Genomic DNA, 17056 nt, shown 5'->3' with positions numbered 1-17056 from the left:
CTTCGGTTTCGGTGTGACCTACACCTCTTCATTATTTCGGTATTCTCTATTTTGGTGCTTTTGGCTAAAGAGTTTTTGGGCACATAAAATTTCTATGCGCCCGAACTAATGTACCACAATCTAATGTAGCAAAAACGGCAGGCTAAATGGAAGCGTGATAGAAAAAAGGCCTGTCAGTGACAGGCCCTCTATAAGCAACAGTAAATTATGGTGAATCGCTACTGTTTACTTTTTTGCTTTAGCAAATGCATCAGCAAAGGCGTTGCCCATGGCGCTGTTTTGAGGCTGGCTGTTGCGATTGCTGCCACCCTGATTTGAACGAGGGTTTGCTTTTGCGTTAGCACGCCCAGCCCCTTTACTTTGTGGTTTTCCTGCTGCTGGTTTGCCGCCTGCATTATTGCTTTGACTCGGTGTATCGTCTAAGCGCATGGTGAAGGAGATACGCTTGCGCGGTACGTCTACTTCAAGCACTTTTACTTTGACGATATCGCCTGCTTTAACTACCTCGCGTGGGTCTGAGATAAACTTGTTAGTCAGTGCTGAAATATGCACCAGTCCATCCTGATGTACGCCTACATCAACGAACGCGCCAAAATTGGCTACGTTGCTCACCACACCCTCTAAAATCATGCCTGGTTTAAGATCGTTAATGGTTTCAACGCCTTCTTTAAACGCGGCAGTTTTAAATTCTGGACGAGGATCACGGCCTGGTTTATCCAACTCTTTTAGAATGTCTTTAACTGTTGGCAAACCGAATGTGTCGCTGGTAAAGGTATCTGGCGACAGGCTTTTTAGAAGCTCGGTATTGCCGATGATGTCGTTAACCGCGACAGCGGTCGTATCTACAATTTTATCTACCACTGGGTACGCTTCGGGGTGAACCGCAGAGGCATCAAGTGGATTTGTGCCGTTTACAATGCGAAGGAAGCCTGCCGCTTGCTCAAAGGCTTTAGGCCCTAAACGTTCGACTTTCAATAGCGCGTTACGGTCTGGGAAAGCGCCATTAGTGTCTCTGAAATTTACAATGTTATGCGCTAGGGTTTTGTTTAAGCCCGATACATAGCTCAAAAGCGCGGGCGATGCCGTGTTTAAGTCAACGCCAACGGCGTTTACACAGTCTTCAATAACACGGTCTAGCGACTTGCCTAACTGGCTTTGGCTTACGTCATGCTGATATTGGCCTACACCAATAGCTTTAGGTTCAATTTTAACCAGCTCTGCCAGCGGGTCTTGCAAGCGTCGAGCGATAGACACTGCGCCGCGGATTGACACGTCAAGGTCAGGCAATTCTTTTGAAGCAAGCTCAGAGGCTGAATACACCGATGCACCCGCTTCACTGACCATAATTTTTTGTGCAGTAAGCTCGCTGTTGCTCTTGAGCATTTCGCCAACGAGTTTGTCTGTCTCGCGCGAGCCAGTACCGTTGCCAATGCTGATTAAATCTACTTTGTATTGCTTGCACAACGTGGTGAGCGTGCGAATAGATTTATCCCACTGGTTTTGTGGCGCATGCGGGAATATGGTGTTGGTTGCGACCACTTTTCCTGTGCTGTCTACGACCGCTACCTTAACGCCGGTTCTCAAACCTGGATCTAGGCCCATAGTGGTTTTTGCACCTGCAGGTGCAGCCATCAACAGGTCGTTTAGGTTTTTAGCAAATACCTCAATGGCTTCTTCTTCTGCGCGTTCTCTAAGGGCGCTGAATAGCTCAGTTTCCATGTGTAAACCAATTTTGATTTTCCACGTCCACTGTACAACTTGAGCTAAGAAGTCATCTGCGCCTCGACCACGGTGCATAATATCGTAGTGGCTTGCAATGATGTGTTCGCAATGCGATGGGCCGTTGTCTTCTGACTGCGGGTCGGCATCTAGCTGAATGTGTAGCATGCCTTCGTTGCGGCCTCTAAACATCGCCAGCGCGCGGTGAGATGGTACGTTCTTGTACTTTTCACTGTGTTCGAAATAGTCTTTATATTTGGCGGCTTCTTGCTCTTTACCTGATACAACCGTGCTTTTCACATAAGCATTTTCAGTTAAGTACTTGCGCACTTTTGCCAGCAGTGTAGCGTCTTCGGCGAAGCGCTCCATTAAGATATAGCGGGCGCCTTCTAATGCTGCTTTAGTATCAGCAATGCCACTATCTGCGTTAACGTATTCGCTTGCTGCACTTTCAGCATCGGTATCTGGGGTAGAGAATAAGGTATCAGCTAAAGGTTCAAGGCCTGCTTCAATCGCTATTTGGCCTTTAGTGCGTCGGCGAGGCTTGTACGGTAAGTACAAATCTTCCAAGGTAGTTTTGCTGTCAGCACTGGTGATACTGCTTTTAAGCTCGTCGGTTAGTTTGCCCTGTTCCTCGATAGATTTAAGGATTACATCGCGGCGCTCTTCAAGCTCTCGCAGGTAGGTTAAGCGCTGCTCCAAGGTACGCAGCTGTGTGTCATCAAGGCCTTGTGTCACTTCTTTTCGGTAGCGCGCGATAAAAGGTACGGTAGACCCTTCATCAAGAAGTTTAACAGCGGCAGTTACTTGCGAAGGTTGAACGCTAAGTTCATCTGCAATTTTATTGATAATCATAAGTCGCTCTAAGATACTAATAATTCGCGTCAGGCAATGGCGAATAAACGGTGTGTGAAAGGCTTATATACACAGCGTCGGTAGTGAAAATAGGAGCGGTGAGTATATCACCGCGGTGTAGGGGAAGTCGTCTGATCATTGTGTTACAAATGGGTGATTAAATAGGGCATATTAGTGCTCACAGTTTGTCTGTTGCGTCGTACCAAATACGGTTTATCCACCACTCTTTCGTGCCCGTTTCGGTTTTTACAACAAACTCATCGTCTTCTTCTTTGCCAAGCAGTGCTCGCGCCATCGGAGAGTCGATAGAAATGTAATCCTTTCGGCCGAAAATTTCGTCGTAGCCCACGAGCCTAAGTTCCATCACCTTGCCCGCTTCGTTTTCAATTTCAACCCAGGCACCAAAGAAGACCTTACCCTCTTGCTGTGAATCGTAGTCCACAACCTTTAGGTTTTCCAAGCACTTGCGAAGGTAGCGTACGCGGCGATCAATTTCCCGTAGCTTCTTCTTATTGTACTGATAGTCGGCATTCTCGCTTCTGTCACCAAGGCTCGCTGCCCAGGTTACCTTGCGAGTAGTTTCAGGTCGTTCTTCACGCCACAAGAAATCCAGTTCTTGTTTAAGCTTTAAGTAGCCCTTTCGAGTGATAAGCGGTGTTTTCACAATGTCCTATAAATAATCCAGCTAATTACCCCTACTTTATGTGGGTAATAAGGCAAAACGCAATCTTTCTGTACGTCAAAAAGTGACAAAAGAGACAGATTGAATAATTATTGAACATAAACCTTTCGTTTAGTGTCGTAGTATAAATAATAGTCAAATCATTAGGGGAAATGAATGCGTAACAGGATACCAATGTTGAACCGTCGAAGGTCGGGGAACGATCCGTTCCAAACCAGCGGTACTATCATCGGTTTTATGCTGTTTTTAAGCGGCGCGCTGTTATTGTTGTATGCCTTGCTTGATATCGTTGTTCGCTTAAATAGTATGCAAACCGTGATATATCTTATTTTAGGTTGTGCTATGTATAAGGTGGGTCAGTCTCTGTTAAATCATTTTGCTACGTTTAAGGTACATACAGAAAGGCGGCGCGCCCCTCAGCGTTAAAACCTTTTGTTTTAAGCACCAAGTTTTAAGGCGAAATTGTTCCAAAAAGGCTTGGAATAGACCGTGAAATTTGGTCGATTTAGACTAAGCTTAATAGTGTAATTCGAGGCACCAAGCATATTGAATAACCCACTTTACTATTTGGGTACGCGCGTGGTGAAAACCCACTGGCTCGTAGGGAAAAGGTAAGCAAGGATCACGCTGACTCACTAAAACAAAAAAGCCGACGCTATGCGTCGGCTTTCTCTTTATCTTTTTCTTAAAGCACTAACTTATTCCGTTGGCGCTTCTGCTTCAGGCTTAACCACTTCTAGCAACTCAACGTCAAAGATAAGCGTCGAGTTTGGCGTGATTGCGCCAGTAGAACGCGCACCATAAGCAAGTTCAGATGGGATATGGAAGCGATACTTTGCGCCTTCTTTCATCAATTGGACGCCTTCAGTCCAACCAGAAATAACGCGATTAAGTGGAAATTCTGCTGGCTCGCCACGCTTGTAAGATGAGTCGAACTCCGTACCATCTAACAAGGTGCCACGGTAGTGAACTTTAACCATGTCTGTCGCTTCTGGGCTTGCACCCTCGCCTTCTTCAAGTACTTCGTACTGAAGACCAGACTCGGTAGTTACCACACCTTCTTTCTTACCGTTTTCTTCTAGGTAAGCTAGGCCTGCTTCAATATTTTTTTCAGCGGCTTGTTCCGCCATCTCTTGCTGCTTAGCGCGAAGTACTTCTTCGCCTTGTTGAGCGATTTGCTGAATCTGCTCTGGCGTAAACTTAAGGGTGTCGTTTAGACCGTCTTTAAAGCCTTGTTGTAGCGCATCTTGGTCTAATGTTAAACCCAGTTGCTCTTGTTGTTCGGCACGGTTGCTAACGAACAAACCCATGCTTGCGCCCATGGCGTAAGCTTGCTTTTGTGTATCTGTCATTTCTTCTGCTGAAACAGAAGTTGTTTTTGCACTATCAGCGCTTGTAGAAGCGGCCTCATCAGATGTATTTGGCTGGCAAGCGAAAAGGCCTAGCGCAGCGATAGTAGATAAGGCAACGAGCGACTTCTGCATAAAAACGTCTCCATAAATTTTTATCATCATGCGTCTATGTCTATACTGCTGCATCCAAGGCAGTGTGCACGATAGTTAAAGATGCGTGATCCATGCTATGTTAAACCTAGCGTTTACAAAGCGAAACCCATTTGATTATGTTTAGGCCTCAAATGTTCCATAGAATAGCGTTACTCATCGTACTTATAGGTAATTCCATGGGATGCTCTGTCCCTGATACTACGCCAATACAGCAGTGGCGTCATGTAGAAGAAGGCGCCTATGCCGCAGATATTTCTACCGACGGCACGTTAGCGGTGGTTTCAGGTGTGAATAATGGGGTAAACGTATGGCGAATTGGACAAAGTGAGCCCCTTTATCACTGGAGCCACCAAGGTGAAGGTGACAACCTGGTCATGTCAGTGCACATTAGCGCCGACAAACGCTATGTTGTGACCGCTGACCGCGAGGCGTTTGCCTTATGGAGTTTGGAGACCGGCGAGCCTGAAGGTTTTTGGCGCATTGACGAGTCATCAATTAGAGATGTGGTGGTTACCAATAATGGTAACGGCATATTGGTGGCGCGCTCAAATGGCAAAGTGATGTACTTTGAACCTCGTACTTCTCGTCGACTGGAGTTTTTAGGGCATCAGGAAAAGGTTAACTCCATTGATATTTCCCCTAACGGTAAGTTCGCATTGACGGGGGGCAACGATTACATAGCGTATTTATGGAGCACTGACACTGGGCAAATAATTCATACATTCACCCACCCCACGCGAGTAACAAAAGTAGCGCTTGATGATGAAGGCCGCTTTGCTTTTACTGCGGACAGCCAGAGCAAGTCGCAAGTGTGGAACGTGCAAACTGGGCAGCCTGTGGCATCCCTCAAATATGCAGCGCGTCAGAAAATCTTCACAGACGTTGAGTTTTCCAAAGACGGTCAGTTTTTACTAACAGGCTCTCCCGCCAGAAAAGTATACCTGTGGGATTTGAAAACTGGCGAGCAAGTGCAGTCCATTCAGGTTGCTTCACGAGAGTCAGTTTCACCACCGACCGCAGTTGTGTATGGCGTCGCCTTCCTTCCCAATGATAATATATTGTCTATAAGCAGTAGTGGCCTTGCCGAAGAATGGCAACGAGAGAGATAGAGAATTTACATGACAGAGAAAAGCGCTGAGCATTTACAACAGCAAATAGATAGCGCGAATAGCTATATCGAAGAGCTTCAAACCAAAGTTGCGTTTCAGGAGCACACCATTGAGGCGCTAAACGATGCGCTGTCTTCGCAACAAAAGCAGCTTGACGATTTAGCCTTTAAAGTACGCCATGTCGTTGACCGCGTTAAGTCTATCGAGCCGTCTAATATTGCTAAGCAGTCAGAAGAAACCCCGCCTCCGCATTACTAGAACAATTGAAGCGCACTAGTAATTGCAACGCGGTATTTATTTGGATCGCGTCTATTGGCGATGACACCGTTTGCGGGGGGCTCATCGTGGGGAGAGGCCTGTGAAGACATCAAAGGCGCTTCGTTGATGTGCAGTAGTGTTTAAAAAACATCACGCTAGTTCATCTTGTTATGAGTTAGGCGAAGTCTTCATTTAGCCAGAATATACATTTGAATTACACTTGCGCCCCGATACAAAGGCTTCAGCAAAGAGAAGCCTTTTTTACTATTTGAGAGAGTGAGTTATGAGCGATTTTGATATGGATGCGTTTGATAGCATCGATTTTGACTCTGTTGAGCAGTCAGTAGCAGAGAAACAGGCTGAAAAAGACAAGCAAGAGAGTCAAGAGATTGAAGGTATGCGCGACGGCGCCAACGACTGTGGCGATAGCTGTACTATTTAAGCGCGTTCAGCGGCGAGGGCTCTTAATTTTCAGAGCCTTCCGGCGCTTCCAACTTATCCAGATCGAGTCTATCCAACTCTATACTTTTCTCCACATCGCCGTTAAAAGCTTCGATAAATGCATTTTTTAAAATCGCGGTAAATGCCTCCCATGTTTGGGTGTCAGGGCTTGATAAATCGCCTTCAACAGGAATGCGTGTGGCAATTTGGTCTTCGCTTTGGTTTTCAAACAGTTCGGTGACAAACGCGGAAATGGCTTCGATACTGCCTTCAATAAAACCATCGCCGTCACGTTCAATGTCACCCTTCCAAGAAAATACCTCCACATTATGCAAAATGGGTTTGATATAGCCTTTTACTTTCCCTTCATTAGACGCCACTTCAGCCGCAAGCGTGAGGGTACCGGCTTCCAGATCAAACGGTGCGTAGGTATCAAGTAGGTTCTTAAAGTTCACTAGTCCAACGTTGTCAGCTTGAATATCAACGTCAAATGTGGGGGCTGTTGTTGCGGGGTTAAGTTTAGCGTTTAAGGATATCGTGCCCTGCTGAGCCGTTTGTCCTTGCGCTTTGGCAGTTGCTACACGTGAGTCTGACAAGTTATCGCTATTCACCAAGTTATTCACTTCAAGCTGAATATCATGAAGCGCAATGTCGATAGCCGGAGAAGTATCGGGGTTGTGGAAAGCGACTTTTCCTTGGTTAATAGTTAGCTTATCGATGCGTAACGGGAAGAGTTGGTCGGCGATAGATAACCAGTTTTCATCCTTACCAGACTGGCTTCTCTCCTCCGTGGTGCCGTCTACAAAATTAATCTCGGGGGAATTAACAATGACTTTTCCTACCGCTGCACCTTTGAAAAGTTGTGACCATGAAAGCGTAAACTCCACATAGTCAGCTTTAAACAGCGGCCTATCTACTTGCCCGTTCGCCTTATAAAGCAAAACATGTTCTAAACTGTATGCGCCACGCCATAGCATTAAATCTACATCGCCCACGCGGCCGTTATACTCTTTTGACTGACTCAGCGTCGTGTTGATGTATGACGCTGCGGCGTAAGGCAAGTAAAGTCTTATGGCAATAAGCGCAAGCAACAAGGCTATAAGGACATAGCAGACACGTTTTTTAGCATGTTTCATATTTCACTCCTTTGCAAAGGAAATACAAAAATTATGCCTGAGCAACCTCTTTCGTTAGGTAACGAGGATACCCAGTGTTGGCGTGGCATGAAGAGAAGTTTGCAAAAAGCCTGAGCACAGCGTTGTAAGGTGTTACACAGGCTTAACGGTAAGATTTACTGAGACGTGGGTAGGAATGTTAGTGCGGTTTAAAGATGCCAATCACATTTTCGTTTGAGCGTGTGGCGGCACTCACCTTTTCGTCAGTTTGCGCTTCATTGTATCCACACGCAACGCACTCCAACTTTTCTACGTTATTTTCAAAATATAACGAAATCGTATCTAGCTCTTGGCATTTTGGGCACGTAGCCCCTGCAACAAAGCGGCGTTTTACACGTTTTGACATACATACACCTTTGGAGAATTTCGCGATTATTATACCTTGAAATGGTAAGTGTTGATCAGCTTTTACCTTAAGTTTTTGATATTATACGCGCCCTAGTTTGTTCCATCACAGGTTACTCATGATAAAGCTTTCAAATGTATCGCTACTTCGCGGTCGCAAAATGTTGCTAGAAGAGGCGTCGGCGCAGGTTTTTCCAGGCCACAAAGTAGCGCTGATTGGCAGCAACGGCTGCGGAAAGTCCACGCTTTTTGCACTGCTGAGAAGTGAGTTAAGTGTCGATGCTGGCGACTGCAGCGTGCCGAATGACTGGCGAATTGTGAGCGTGGCACAGGAAACGCCAGCAACTGACCGGACTGCGATAGACTATGTGGTGGACGGTGACAAACATTTACGTAATCTACAGGCGCAATTAGAAGCCGCTGAAAAAAGCGGCGACGGTGTAAAGATTGGCCAAATTCACGGGCAGCTCGAGCAAGCGGGAGCATACGACGTGGAAGCTCGCGCAGCGACCATTCTGTCGGGTCTTGGGTTTACCAATGTGCAGTTAAGCGCACCAGTTAGCGATTTTTCAGGTGGCTGGCGTATGCGCCTAAACCTAGCTCAAGCGCTGCTTTGTCCTTCAGACTTACTGTTGCTTGATGAACCTACTAACCACTTAGACTTAGACGCCGTTATTTGGCTAGAGAAATGGCTTCAACGCTATGCGGGAACGCTATTGCTGATTTCTCACGATAAAGCTTTTATCGACAACACGGTTGCGCAAATTATCAGTGTTGAACAACAGAAACTTATCACCTACACCGGTAACTACTCGTCTTACGAAACCCAGCGCGCTGAACGTATTCGCTTGCAAAACATTGAATATGAAAAGCAGCAGCAAAAAGTAGCGCACCTCAATTCGTTTATTACCCGGTTTAAAGCTAAAGCGAGTAAAGCTAAGCAAGCGCAAAGTCGTATTAAGCAGTTGGAGAAAATGGAAACCTTGTTGCCAGCCCATATGGCAAGCCCATTTAGCTTTTCTTTTGCGCCGCCGTCGGCACTGCCTAACCCGCTTGTGCAAATGGAGAAGATTCAGTTGGGTTACGACGACCATATTGTGCTGCAACAGGTGAAACTCAATTTAGTACCTGGTAGCCGAATAGGTCTTCTAGGTCGAAACGGGCAGGGTAAATCTACGCTAATCAAACTGTTGGCGGGTGTACATGCGCCAAAGCAAGGTATTTTTAATACGGCTAAAGGCCTTAAGATTGGTTATTTTGCTCAGCATCAGTTAGAAACATTAGATGCTGACGCTACTCCGCTTCTTCATTTGCAGCGCATTGACGAAAAAGCCACCGAGCAGCAACTTCGCGACTACCTGGGCGGTTTTGGATTTAATGGCGATGAAGCGTTAGCGCCCGTGGCACCTATGTCGGGCGGTGAAAAGGCGCGCTTAGTATTGGCGTTAATTGTTTATCAGAAGCCTAATTTATTGCTGCTGGATGAGCCTACCAACCACTTAGATTTGGAAATGCGCCATGCGCTAAATATCGCGCTTCAAGGTTTTGAAGGCGCCATGGTACTGGTCTCGCACGACCGCTTCTTACTCTCCTCGGTATGTGAAGATTTCTATTTGGTAGACAGTGGCGAAGTTGAACCATTTAAAGGCGACTTGGACGACTATCGCGACTGGATTTTAAAACAGCAGGCAGCGGAAAAAGCCAAGGCCAACAGCGACGCCAAAAACGAAGAGCAACAAGAGACTGGCGCGCAGAGTAAGCCGGAACGCAAATTAGATCGTAAAGAAGAAAAACGCCGTGAAGCCGAGTTTAGGCAAAGGGTTGCGCCACTTAAAAAAGCCATTGAAAAACACGAAAAAGCCATGGAAAAATGTAGTGCTGCTTTGGCTGAGGTGGAAGCGTCCCTTGCCGATACTTCGCTTTACAGCGAAGACAAAAAGGCGCAGCTTATGGGCCTACTCGACAAGCAAACTCAGCTTAAGCAACAGCTTGAAGAAGAAGAGATGGCATGGCTAGATGCCCAAGAGCAAATTGAGCTAAAACGAGAAGAGTATGACAATGCCAACGCCTAATATCGAAAACCGCGCGTTTTGGGAGTATAGCGTTTCTCGCTATACCAAAGGTGATATGGCTCCCCTTGCGCTTTTACTGCAAGACAACCACAAGGTTAATGTAAACGTTCTCTTGCTGATTTGCTGGTGTTTAGAGAATAATGTCATCATTAATTTGCCACAGCTTAAGGCAGTGATTGCGGCATCCAATGCGACCGAAGAAAAGTTACAGTATCACCGTGCAAGGCGAAAGGCTGCGAGCCCCGAAAAAGGCGGAGACCAAGCAGAATATGACGCACTCAAAGCACAAGAGCTAGAGCTTGAAAGACAGCAGCAGCACGATATTGTTGCGTCGTTCAATGAGCAGCCAGTCACGCATCTGGGTCAGGGGCAATCTGTATCGTCTAACGTATTTAACGCGTCTATCGCTGCGTTTATAAATGCATACGGACTGCGAGACAACAACGAGGCGCGCCAACTAGTGAGCCTAGTGGTTAACCAACTATCGTAAAAACACAATAAGAAAACAAAATGAGTAAATCAGCGCTATCGCATGGAAAGATAATAAAAAGCAGCTTTAAGGTGCCAGGGTGGGCGAAAAACCGTCATGTGCAAACCATATGGCCGCGTTTTATTCAAAAGCGGTTGCCTTTGTCTTACGACATGGAGCGTCTCACATTACCCGATGACGATTTCGTCGATGTGGCGTGGGGGCCAAAACCGCAGGAAACATCGGGTATCGTGGTGATGTTTCACGGTTTAGAAGGCAGTATTAAGTCGCATTACGCGAACGATATGATGGCTCAATTGTCAGTGAATGGTTGGCAGGTGGTGATGATGCACTATCGCGGCTGTAGCGGCGTGCCAAATTTAAAAGCGCGGGCGTATCACAGTGGAGAAACAGAAGACCCCAGCTTTTTCTTAGAGTGGCTTCACGATAAATTTCCACGAATTCCTAAAGTGGCCATCGGCTTTTCCCTTGGCGGCAACATGCTATTGAAACTGTTGGGCGAAAACCCTGCGCAAAAGTGGCTTAAGGCAGCGATTGCCATTTCTTCACCTCTTAAACTTTCTGAATGTGCTAAATCAATTAACCAGGGTTTTTCTCGCGTATATCAAAAGTATTTACTTACTAGCATGAAGGATACGCTGCGTAAGAAAATGGAGTACATCGATTATCGCAAGCTTATACAGCTAACAAAAACTGATGTGGAAGAGATCACCAGCTTTACCCAATTCGACGAGAAGATCACAGCGCCGCTTCACGGCTTTGCAGACGCTCAAGACTACTATGAAAAGTGTAGTGCGTATCACTTTTTAAGCGCGATCCACTGTCCTACACTGGTATTGCATAGCATTGATGACCCCTTTATGAATCACTTAATTGTGCCTAAGGAAGAAGAGCTTGCGCGCAACGTTACCGTGGAGCTAAGTGAACGAGGCGGTCACGTTGGGTTCATGCAAGGTTCTATATTAAATCCTAAAGTATGGCTGCACGAACGGGTGAAACGTTTTGTAAGTGAAGCCTTACCTGTAAATACTACGTGTCGTTACGTCAGCCGCTAATGTTGATGTCCTAATAATTTACCCAAACGCTTTTTATCAGGAGTGTGAATGATAATCCCCATTGACGCGCTAGAAGCCGATACGCTTTATAGCTTGGCTGAGTCTTTTGTTCTGCGAGAGGGCACGGACTACGGCGCTGAAGAAGTTGCGCTAGATGTGAAAGTGCAGCAAGTGTTAAACAGACTCAAATCGGGTGAGGCGGTGCTGGTCTATTCAGAGCTTCATGAAAGTGTAGATATCAAAAGAAAAGAAGATATTGAGCCAAGCGAAGCTGAAGAACAATAGACACAAAAAAGCCGGGTCGAGCAACCCGGCTACCTACCTGAGGAGAGGAAGGCTTAAAACGCGTAACGTGCAGTTACCTGCATAATGTCTAAATCATCAATGATTCTGTAGTTTGCACCCACAGCCCATTGTGGCGTGATGTAATAGTTAGCGCCTACTCTAAATGTCGCTTCACCATCGTCTACATCGTAGTAGCCAACTTCACCCGCCAGCTCTACCTGCTCTGTGATCATCGAGCGAAGGCCAGCATTAATGCTGTAACCTGTTTCGTCGTTTACGTCACCGTCAATACGCTCTAAGTTGGCACCAAAATACGCGTCTGTTGTCGCGTTAACAGGTAAACGGTAACCCGCACCTAGTGTCAGCATATCAAAGTCAAAGTTGCCCTCTTCAAAGAAGCTATACTCGCCGTTCAGGTACCAGTTGCTGTTCAGTAGGTATTTACCGTTAACGGTTAAACCGTCTGGTTCAAAAGACTCATTGTCGTCAAAGTCCATTTTGGTGTAACCACCTTCTACGTAACGCCAGTCAGGCTTGTCGGCCATAGCTGTAAGAGGAAGTGTTGCCGCAGTTAGTGCTGCTGCAATAAGTGTGAATGATTTACGCATGTGATAACTCCTTAGTATGTTAAGTAACCCACCTTGTTCATCGCGAATGTTCTCGGTTTGTTATAAATGTGCAAACCCAAGCGCAAGTCAGCGCTTAACAGCGCGCTACAAAAGGCTACTTGGTTGATGAACACAAAGCCGTACTTGCCTTCATGCCATCTTTGTTATTTCCGTTAAGAAATAGTGTCCGATTTATTTATCAACATGATGAATAGCAAAGCGTTTGCCAACTTCGTACTAAATCACTATTTTGATATGTCTTAATTTATCTATGTAGCTAATATTTATAGATAAAATGCGTCTGGCTTTTTAGAGGCTACACATTTGAAATGTTCAAAATCAAAGTTTGATGTATTCCTAGTAAAACGTTGGCACATAAAACTGTCTCTAAAAAACAACAGTTATCCTTTTGTCTAACTCATCGGACATTTTTACAAGCCAGTGTTCTCCAATAATTCACAATGTGTGTGTTTGTAAAGTATTGTAAATTATGAAAAATATAAAAAATAACGGCGACTATTTCGTGTTGGAACAGCTTTTGCTCAAGTCTCTGTGTGTTATCCAACATTCACTTTAGCCCTTCGGCAAGGAATTCGGTTTTTCACGATATTAGTGGATAAAGAAAGGAAGAGAGCGCCTTTCTCGCGTGGCTTCAATCAATACCGTTTTTGTAAATGACGCTTTTCAGTAAGTAAGGCGTGTAACGAGTTGTTGATGGTCATCTGGATAACCATTGTTTTCATAAGGAGAGGACAAATGGCTAAGCCAGTTTCGATTTTCGGTAAAGATTTACAAACGAATGTGCGTCAGCGCAATAAGCTGTCACACCTTCTTTTAGCGATGAGCAGTGTCATCGCATTATTTGCGTTTCAACAAGCCGGTGCAGTTGAGGTTAACAACGACAATCAGCCTCAAAAAGCATCGCCGGTTCTTCAGTCAATTATTGATGCTGCACGCCAGTCAGCGACAGAGAGCTACGAGCAGGACGATCACGGGTTAAACAGCAAGCTTAAAGAAATTGACTACACCACGTATCGTTCAATTCGCTTCAAGCCCGAGCAGAGTCTTTGGCATGGCGAGAATGACTACGAACTGCAGTTTTTTCACCCGGGGTTTTTATATGAATACCCTGTCACTATCCACACTATTGGTGAAAGCAATAAGCCTGAACGCCTAGCGTTCAACAGTGACATGTTCAACTACGACGGGTCTGCGTCGGGGTTAGCTGGGCTAACGGACGAAAAGTCAGGGTTTGCTGGATTTCGCGTTCACTACCCTATCAAGAACGAAGAGTACAAAGACGAATTTGCTGTATTTTTGGGGGCATCGTACTTCCGTCTTGTAGGTAAAAATCAAGTGTACGGTATCTCTGCACGAGGTCTTGCGATTGATACGGCGCTAGCCAAAGGCGAAGAGTTCCCCCACTTCACTGAGTTCTGGGTCATAGAACCGAGTGAGGGTAAGCCTATTACTGTTTATGCGCGTCTTGAAAGCCCTTCTGTAGCGGGCGCGTACAAATTTGTTATACAGCCTGATATTGATACCAGCGTTAAGGTAGAGAGTTGGTTATTTGCCAGAGATGACGTGAGCAAGCTAGGCATTGCACCATTTACCAGTATGTTCTTGTATGGCGAGAACACAGAAAAGCGTCATGACGACTATCGTCCAGAGGTGCATGATAGTGACGGTGTGCTTATGGTAACTCACGCTGGTGAAGAAATTTGGCGCCCGCTGACTAACCCTGCACGCCTTCAAGTCACGTCACTTAGCGACGCAAACCCTAAAGGATTCGGCATGCTTCAACGCGACGGCGAATGGGATAATTACCTCGACGCAGAGGCCAATTACCATATACGCCCAGGGCTATGGGTGACGCCAGAAGCTGGTTTTGAGAAAGGCCGATTAGAAGTCGTCGAAATTCCGACTAAATCCGAAATACACGACAATATCGTGGCTTTTTGGACGCCTGAAAAGCCATTCAATTCGGGCGAATCACTGTATTTCGCTTACGAGCTTAAAACCGTAGAACAAAATCCGTTTGTCAGTGAGCTGGCCTCAGTAGTACGTACCCGCCAAGGCAAGGCTGTGTTGCCGGGTGACGAGTTTAAAAACGACAGTCTAAATACGACACGACAGTTCAGCGTGGACTTCAGCGCGCCTTCTGCCATTGCTTTTGATAACGAGTCGATGAAGTTGGTGGTACAGGGTACTAACGGCACGATTTCTCAGCAGCGACTTTACCCCGTAGCTGACGGACAAGAGTGGCGAGCCGCCTTCTTTGTTAAGCCGAAAGAAAAGCAGACGGTAGATATGCGCGCTTACATTGAGAAAGACGGTAAACGTGTGAGTGAGGTTTGGAACTATGTCTACCAACCAAAATAATCGCGCTTGCATAGCGGTATCGGACGAGGCTAAAGCCGTGCCTCAGGTTAAAAGTGATGGCACTGCACGTGCTTCACATTTCATCTTAAAAGGAGAGCATATGCGTTTGTTTATCATGGCAATGCTAGTTATTCCAAGCACGGCACTGGCCGGTTGGAGTTTGTACGAGATCTTTTTACCTAACGGCCTTACCAACCTAGAGATTGCACAGCTGGGGTTGGGGCTAACCCTGTTCGCATGGTTGTGTATGGCGTTTTGGACAGGCATTATCGGTTTCTTTTTGCAGCTTTTTAACGTCGACCCGTTGAGCTTGCGCAGAAATCAAACGCCTCCTGATGCTACTGCGCCATTAACGCAAAAGCACGCCGTGGTCATGCCGGTTTATAACGAAGATACCCGCCGCATTATGGTGGGGTTTGAAGCTTGTATTCGCGAATTAATGGAAAGTGACAACAGTTCTAAATTCGACTTTTTCATGCTTAGCGACACCCGTGATATGGAAAAAGCGGATGCAGAGCTACGTGCCTTTACCCGTTTGAAAAAGCGTTTAGGTGCGTTCTCTAGCCAAGTGTTTTACCGTCGTCGCGAACAAAACCTGCACAGAAAAGTGGGCAACCTTAAAGAGTTTTGTGAACGCTGGGGTGCAAATTATGAGTCAATGATTGTATTAGATGCCGACAGCGTGATGAGCGGTGAGCGCATGCAAGACTTGGCGCGTCGTATTGAGCAAAACCCTGATACGGCTTTAGTACAGACCATTCCAATGCCGGTACGTCAAAACACCTTCTTTGGTCGTTTTGTGCAGTTTGCTGCTCACCTTTACAGCCCAATGTTGGCGACAGGTCTATCGTTTTGGCAAACAGACAGTGCAAACTATTGGGGGCACAATGCCATTATTCGTATTGCACCATTTATGCAGCATTGCGGGCTACCTACCCTCGAAGGACGCGCGCCTTTTGGTGGTGAAATTTTAAGTCATGACTTTGTTGAGGCTGCGCTACTGCGCCGTGCTGGCTGGCAGGCCTACTTGCTTACCGACACCACGGGCAGCTATGAAGAAGTGCCAAGTAACATTGTTGACTACGCAATTCGCGACCGTCGATGGGTGCAGGGCAACATACAGCATTTAGGGTTATTGAACGTTAAAGGTCTTAAAATGGCAAACCGCCTGCACTTCTTATTTGGTGCGTTTGCGTACATCTCTTCACTCATACTATTTTGCATGTTGGCGCTAGGTACAGCAGATGCGTTAATTCGCGCCACGTCAGTGCCAGAGTTCTTCGTGTCTGAATACCAGCTTTTCCCTAGTTGGCAGGTAGCGCGCCAAGACATGATGATGGTAACCATGTGGGGTACGGCGGCCTTATTATTCTTGCCTAAACTTCTCGGTATTACTTTAGCTTTAATAAAACGTCGTGGCGAATTTGGTGGCGCGTGGTCTTTGCTTAAAGGGGCAGCAATTGAATTAACTATGGCCGTGCTTATTGCGCCGCTAATGATGTTCTATCACAGTTATTTTGTGATTAGCGTTTTTGTTGGCCACTCTGTTAAATGGGAAGCGCAAGAGCGTGAAGGGCGCAAAGTGCCATGGAAAGTTGCAATTAAACACACGCAAATTATGAGCTGTTTAGCGGTAGCGTGGGGCGTAACTACTTTCTACTTCACCCCGTCGCTATTTATGTGGTTGTTACCCGTATTAGTAGGCATGGTGTTAGCGGCGCCGGTTATCCGCTTAACAAGCAGCGATAAACTAGGCATAGCCATGCGTAAGTGGGGCGTGTTTGTCATTGACCAGGAAGTGAATGAGTGTAAAGCACTTAAGCGTTTACGCGTTGCAATGGGGTATTTCGCTATATCACAGCACAAGGCAGAAGTACCTGCGCTTCCTGATAACGTGTGGCAGAGCATGCCAGAGCAAGTACTAAGTCAAAAGCCATTGCCTATGCGCCACAGGCTTCCTAACAGCGCATAATGGACTCAAAGTAGATATCAAAACAAAAAAACCGCACATGTGTGCGGTTTTTTATTGCGTTTAGTCACGTGCCACCTAGCTTTTTATCGATAGACGGCGGCAA

At 46.2% G+C, this 17056-nt stretch carries 16 protein-coding genes; 10 read left to right on the top strand and 6 right to left on the bottom strand.

Annotated features, from left to right (window positions below):
* Positions 1 to 225 precede the first annotated feature (225 nt).
* Both BIZ39_RS02325 and greB read right to left on the bottom strand, forming a co-directional pair.
* Positions 226 to 2574, bottom strand: a complete 2349-nt coding sequence (locus tag BIZ39_RS02325; RefSeq protein ID WP_187446244.1) for a Tex family protein — start codon at positions 2572 to 2574, stop codon at positions 226 to 228.
* A gap of 178 nt (positions 2575 to 2752) precedes the next feature.
* Entirely contained in the window at positions 2753 to 3238 is a 486-nt protein-coding gene (gene greB / locus BIZ39_RS02320; RefSeq protein ID WP_187446243.1) for a transcription elongation factor GreB, read from the bottom strand.
* Between the two features lie 174 nt (positions 3239 to 3412).
* On the opposite strand from greB, the gene BIZ39_RS02315 reads away from it, so the two are divergent.
* The gene (locus BIZ39_RS02315) at positions 3413 to 3682 is read left to right on the top strand and encodes a hypothetical protein (RefSeq protein ID WP_170826521.1); all 270 of its coding nucleotides are present in this window, start codon (positions 3413 to 3415) and stop codon (positions 3680 to 3682) included.
* Positions 3683 to 3954: 272 nt separating this feature from the next.
* Here the strand turns inward: BIZ39_RS02315 and fkpA are convergent, their stop codons facing one another.
* Positions 3955 to 4740 (bottom strand): FKBP-type peptidyl-prolyl cis-trans isomerase, encoded by a 786-nt coding sequence (gene fkpA / locus BIZ39_RS02310; RefSeq protein WP_014951335.1) that lies wholly within the window; start codon positions 4738 to 4740, stop codon positions 3955 to 3957.
* A 197-nt stretch (positions 4741 to 4937) separates the two neighbouring features.
* On the opposite strand from fkpA, the gene BIZ39_RS02305 reads away from it, so the two are divergent.
* The 3 genes from BIZ39_RS02305 to BIZ39_RS02295 all read left to right on the top strand — a co-directional run bounded on the left by BIZ39_RS02305 (position 4938) and on the right by BIZ39_RS02295 (position 6570).
* Positions 4938 to 5870, top strand: a complete 933-nt coding sequence (locus tag BIZ39_RS02305; protein ID WP_187446260.1) for a WD40 repeat domain-containing protein — start codon at positions 4938 to 4940, stop codon at positions 5868 to 5870.
* 9 nt (positions 5871 to 5879) lie between these two features.
* Entirely contained in the window at positions 5880 to 6128 is a 249-nt protein-coding gene (locus tag BIZ39_RS02300) for a SlyX family protein (RefSeq protein ID WP_156079025.1), read from the top strand.
* A 283-nt stretch (positions 6129 to 6411) separates the two neighbouring features.
* On the top strand, positions 6412 to 6570 hold the full coding sequence (locus BIZ39_RS02295) for a hypothetical protein (protein WP_012520154.1): 159 nt from the start codon (positions 6412 to 6414) through the stop codon (positions 6568 to 6570).
* Positions 6571 to 6592: 22 nt separating this feature from the next.
* Here BIZ39_RS02295 and BIZ39_RS02290 read toward each other — a convergent pair whose 3' ends face one another.
* Both BIZ39_RS02290 and BIZ39_RS02285 read right to left on the bottom strand, forming a co-directional pair.
* Complete coding sequence (locus BIZ39_RS02290; RefSeq protein ID WP_187446242.1) at positions 6593 to 7705, bottom strand: DUF748 domain-containing protein; 1113 nt, start codon at positions 7703 to 7705, stop codon at positions 6593 to 6595.
* 178 nt (positions 7706 to 7883) lie between these two features.
* Positions 7884 to 8090, bottom strand: coding sequence for a YheV family putative zinc ribbon protein (locus BIZ39_RS02285; protein ID WP_012520152.1), 207 nt, complete (start codon positions 8088 to 8090; stop codon positions 7884 to 7886).
* 118 nt (positions 8091 to 8208) lie between these two features.
* On the opposite strand from BIZ39_RS02285, the gene BIZ39_RS02280 reads away from it, so the two are divergent.
* The 4 genes from BIZ39_RS02280 to BIZ39_RS02265 are packed head-to-tail and all read left to right on the top strand — an operon-like array spanning position 8209 to position 11991.
* Positions 8209 to 10161 (top strand): ATP-binding cassette domain-containing protein, encoded by a 1953-nt coding sequence (locus BIZ39_RS02280; RefSeq protein WP_187446241.1) that lies wholly within the window; start codon positions 8209 to 8211, stop codon positions 10159 to 10161.
* Positions 10142 to 10651, top strand: coding sequence for a TIGR02444 family protein (locus BIZ39_RS02275; protein WP_231513130.1), 510 nt, complete (start codon positions 10142 to 10144; stop codon positions 10649 to 10651). Before BIZ39_RS02280 ends, BIZ39_RS02275 begins: the two co-directional genes overlap by 20 nt.
* A 20-nt stretch (positions 10652 to 10671) precedes the next feature.
* Positions 10672 to 11706, top strand: a complete 1035-nt coding sequence (locus tag BIZ39_RS02270) for a hydrolase (RefSeq protein ID WP_014951329.1) — start codon at positions 10672 to 10674, stop codon at positions 11704 to 11706.
* 48 nt (positions 11707 to 11754) lie between these two features.
* Complete coding sequence (locus BIZ39_RS02265) at positions 11755 to 11991, top strand: YheU family protein (protein ID WP_014951328.1); 237 nt, start codon at positions 11755 to 11757, stop codon at positions 11989 to 11991.
* A 53-nt stretch (positions 11992 to 12044) separates the two neighbouring features.
* Here BIZ39_RS02265 and BIZ39_RS02260 read toward each other — a convergent pair whose 3' ends face one another.
* Entirely contained in the window at positions 12045 to 12599 is a 555-nt protein-coding gene (locus tag BIZ39_RS02260; protein ID WP_014977785.1) for an outer membrane beta-barrel protein, read from the bottom strand.
* Positions 12600 to 13355: 756 nt separating this feature from the next.
* Between BIZ39_RS02260 and BIZ39_RS02255 the strand changes: the two genes are divergently transcribed.
* Positions 13356 to 14981, top strand: a complete 1626-nt coding sequence (locus BIZ39_RS02255) for a glucan biosynthesis protein (RefSeq protein ID WP_187446240.1) — start codon at positions 13356 to 13358, stop codon at positions 14979 to 14981.
* Positions 14962 to 16953, top strand: a complete 1992-nt coding sequence (mdoH, locus tag BIZ39_RS02250; protein ID WP_187446239.1) for a glucans biosynthesis glucosyltransferase MdoH — start codon at positions 14962 to 14964, stop codon at positions 16951 to 16953. Before BIZ39_RS02255 ends, mdoH begins: the two co-directional genes overlap by 20 nt.
* The last annotated feature ends 103 nt before the right edge of the window (positions 16954 to 17056 follow it).

The sequence above is a fragment of the Alteromonas sp. BZK5 genome, from assembly GCF_014349115.1.
GTDB lineage: Bacteria > Pseudomonadota > Gammaproteobacteria > Enterobacterales > Alteromonadaceae > Alteromonas > Alteromonas macleodii.
Note: the sequence above shows the minus strand (reverse complement) of the source record. Positions and strands in the feature narration are given on the sequence as shown.

Bases quoted from the DNA above. Each gene is read 5' to 3' on its own strand.
- BIZ39_RS02315 (WP_170826521.1), top strand. From the start codon at position 3,413: ATGCGTAACAGGATACCAATGTTGAACCGTCGAAGGTCGGGGAACGAT.
- BIZ39_RS02265 (WP_014951328.1), top strand. From the start codon at position 11,755: ATGATAATCCCCATTGACGCGCTAGAAGCCGATACGCTTTATAGCTTG.
- BIZ39_RS02275 (WP_231513130.1), top strand. From the start codon at position 10,142: ATGACAATGCCAACGCCTAATATCGAAAACCGCGCGTTTTGGGAGTAT.
- BIZ39_RS02270 (WP_014951329.1), top strand. From the start codon at position 10,672: ATGAGTAAATCAGCGCTATCGCATGGAAAGATAATAAAAAGCAGCTTT.
- BIZ39_RS02260 (WP_014977785.1), bottom strand. From the start codon at position 12,599: ATGCGTAAATCATTCACACTTATTGCAGCAGCACTAACTGCGGCAACA.
- BIZ39_RS02280 (WP_187446241.1), top strand. From the start codon at position 8,209: ATGATAAAGCTTTCAAATGTATCGCTACTTCGCGGTCGCAAAATGTTG.
- BIZ39_RS02300 (WP_156079025.1), top strand. From the start codon at position 5,880: ATGACAGAGAAAAGCGCTGAGCATTTACAACAGCAAATAGATAGCGCG.
- BIZ39_RS02285 (WP_012520152.1), bottom strand. From the start codon at position 8,090: ATGTCAAAACGTGTAAAACGCCGCTTTGTTGCAGGGGCTACGTGCCCA.
- mdoH (WP_187446239.1), top strand. From the start codon at position 14,962: ATGTCTACCAACCAAAATAATCGCGCTTGCATAGCGGTATCGGACGAG.
- BIZ39_RS02255 (WP_187446240.1), top strand. From the start codon at position 13,356: ATGGCTAAGCCAGTTTCGATTTTCGGTAAAGATTTACAAACGAATGTG.
- BIZ39_RS02290 (WP_187446242.1), bottom strand. From the start codon at position 7,705: ATGAAACATGCTAAAAAACGTGTCTGCTATGTCCTTATAGCCTTGTTG.
- fkpA (WP_014951335.1), bottom strand. From the start codon at position 4,740: ATGCAGAAGTCGCTCGTTGCCTTATCTACTATCGCTGCGCTAGGCCTT.
- BIZ39_RS02305 (WP_187446260.1), top strand. From the start codon at position 4,938: ATGGGATGCTCTGTCCCTGATACTACGCCAATACAGCAGTGGCGTCAT.
- BIZ39_RS02295 (WP_012520154.1), top strand. From the start codon at position 6,412: ATGAGCGATTTTGATATGGATGCGTTTGATAGCATCGATTTTGACTCT.
- BIZ39_RS02325 (WP_187446244.1), bottom strand. From the start codon at position 2,574: ATGATTATCAATAAAATTGCAGATGAACTTAGCGTTCAACCTTCGCAA.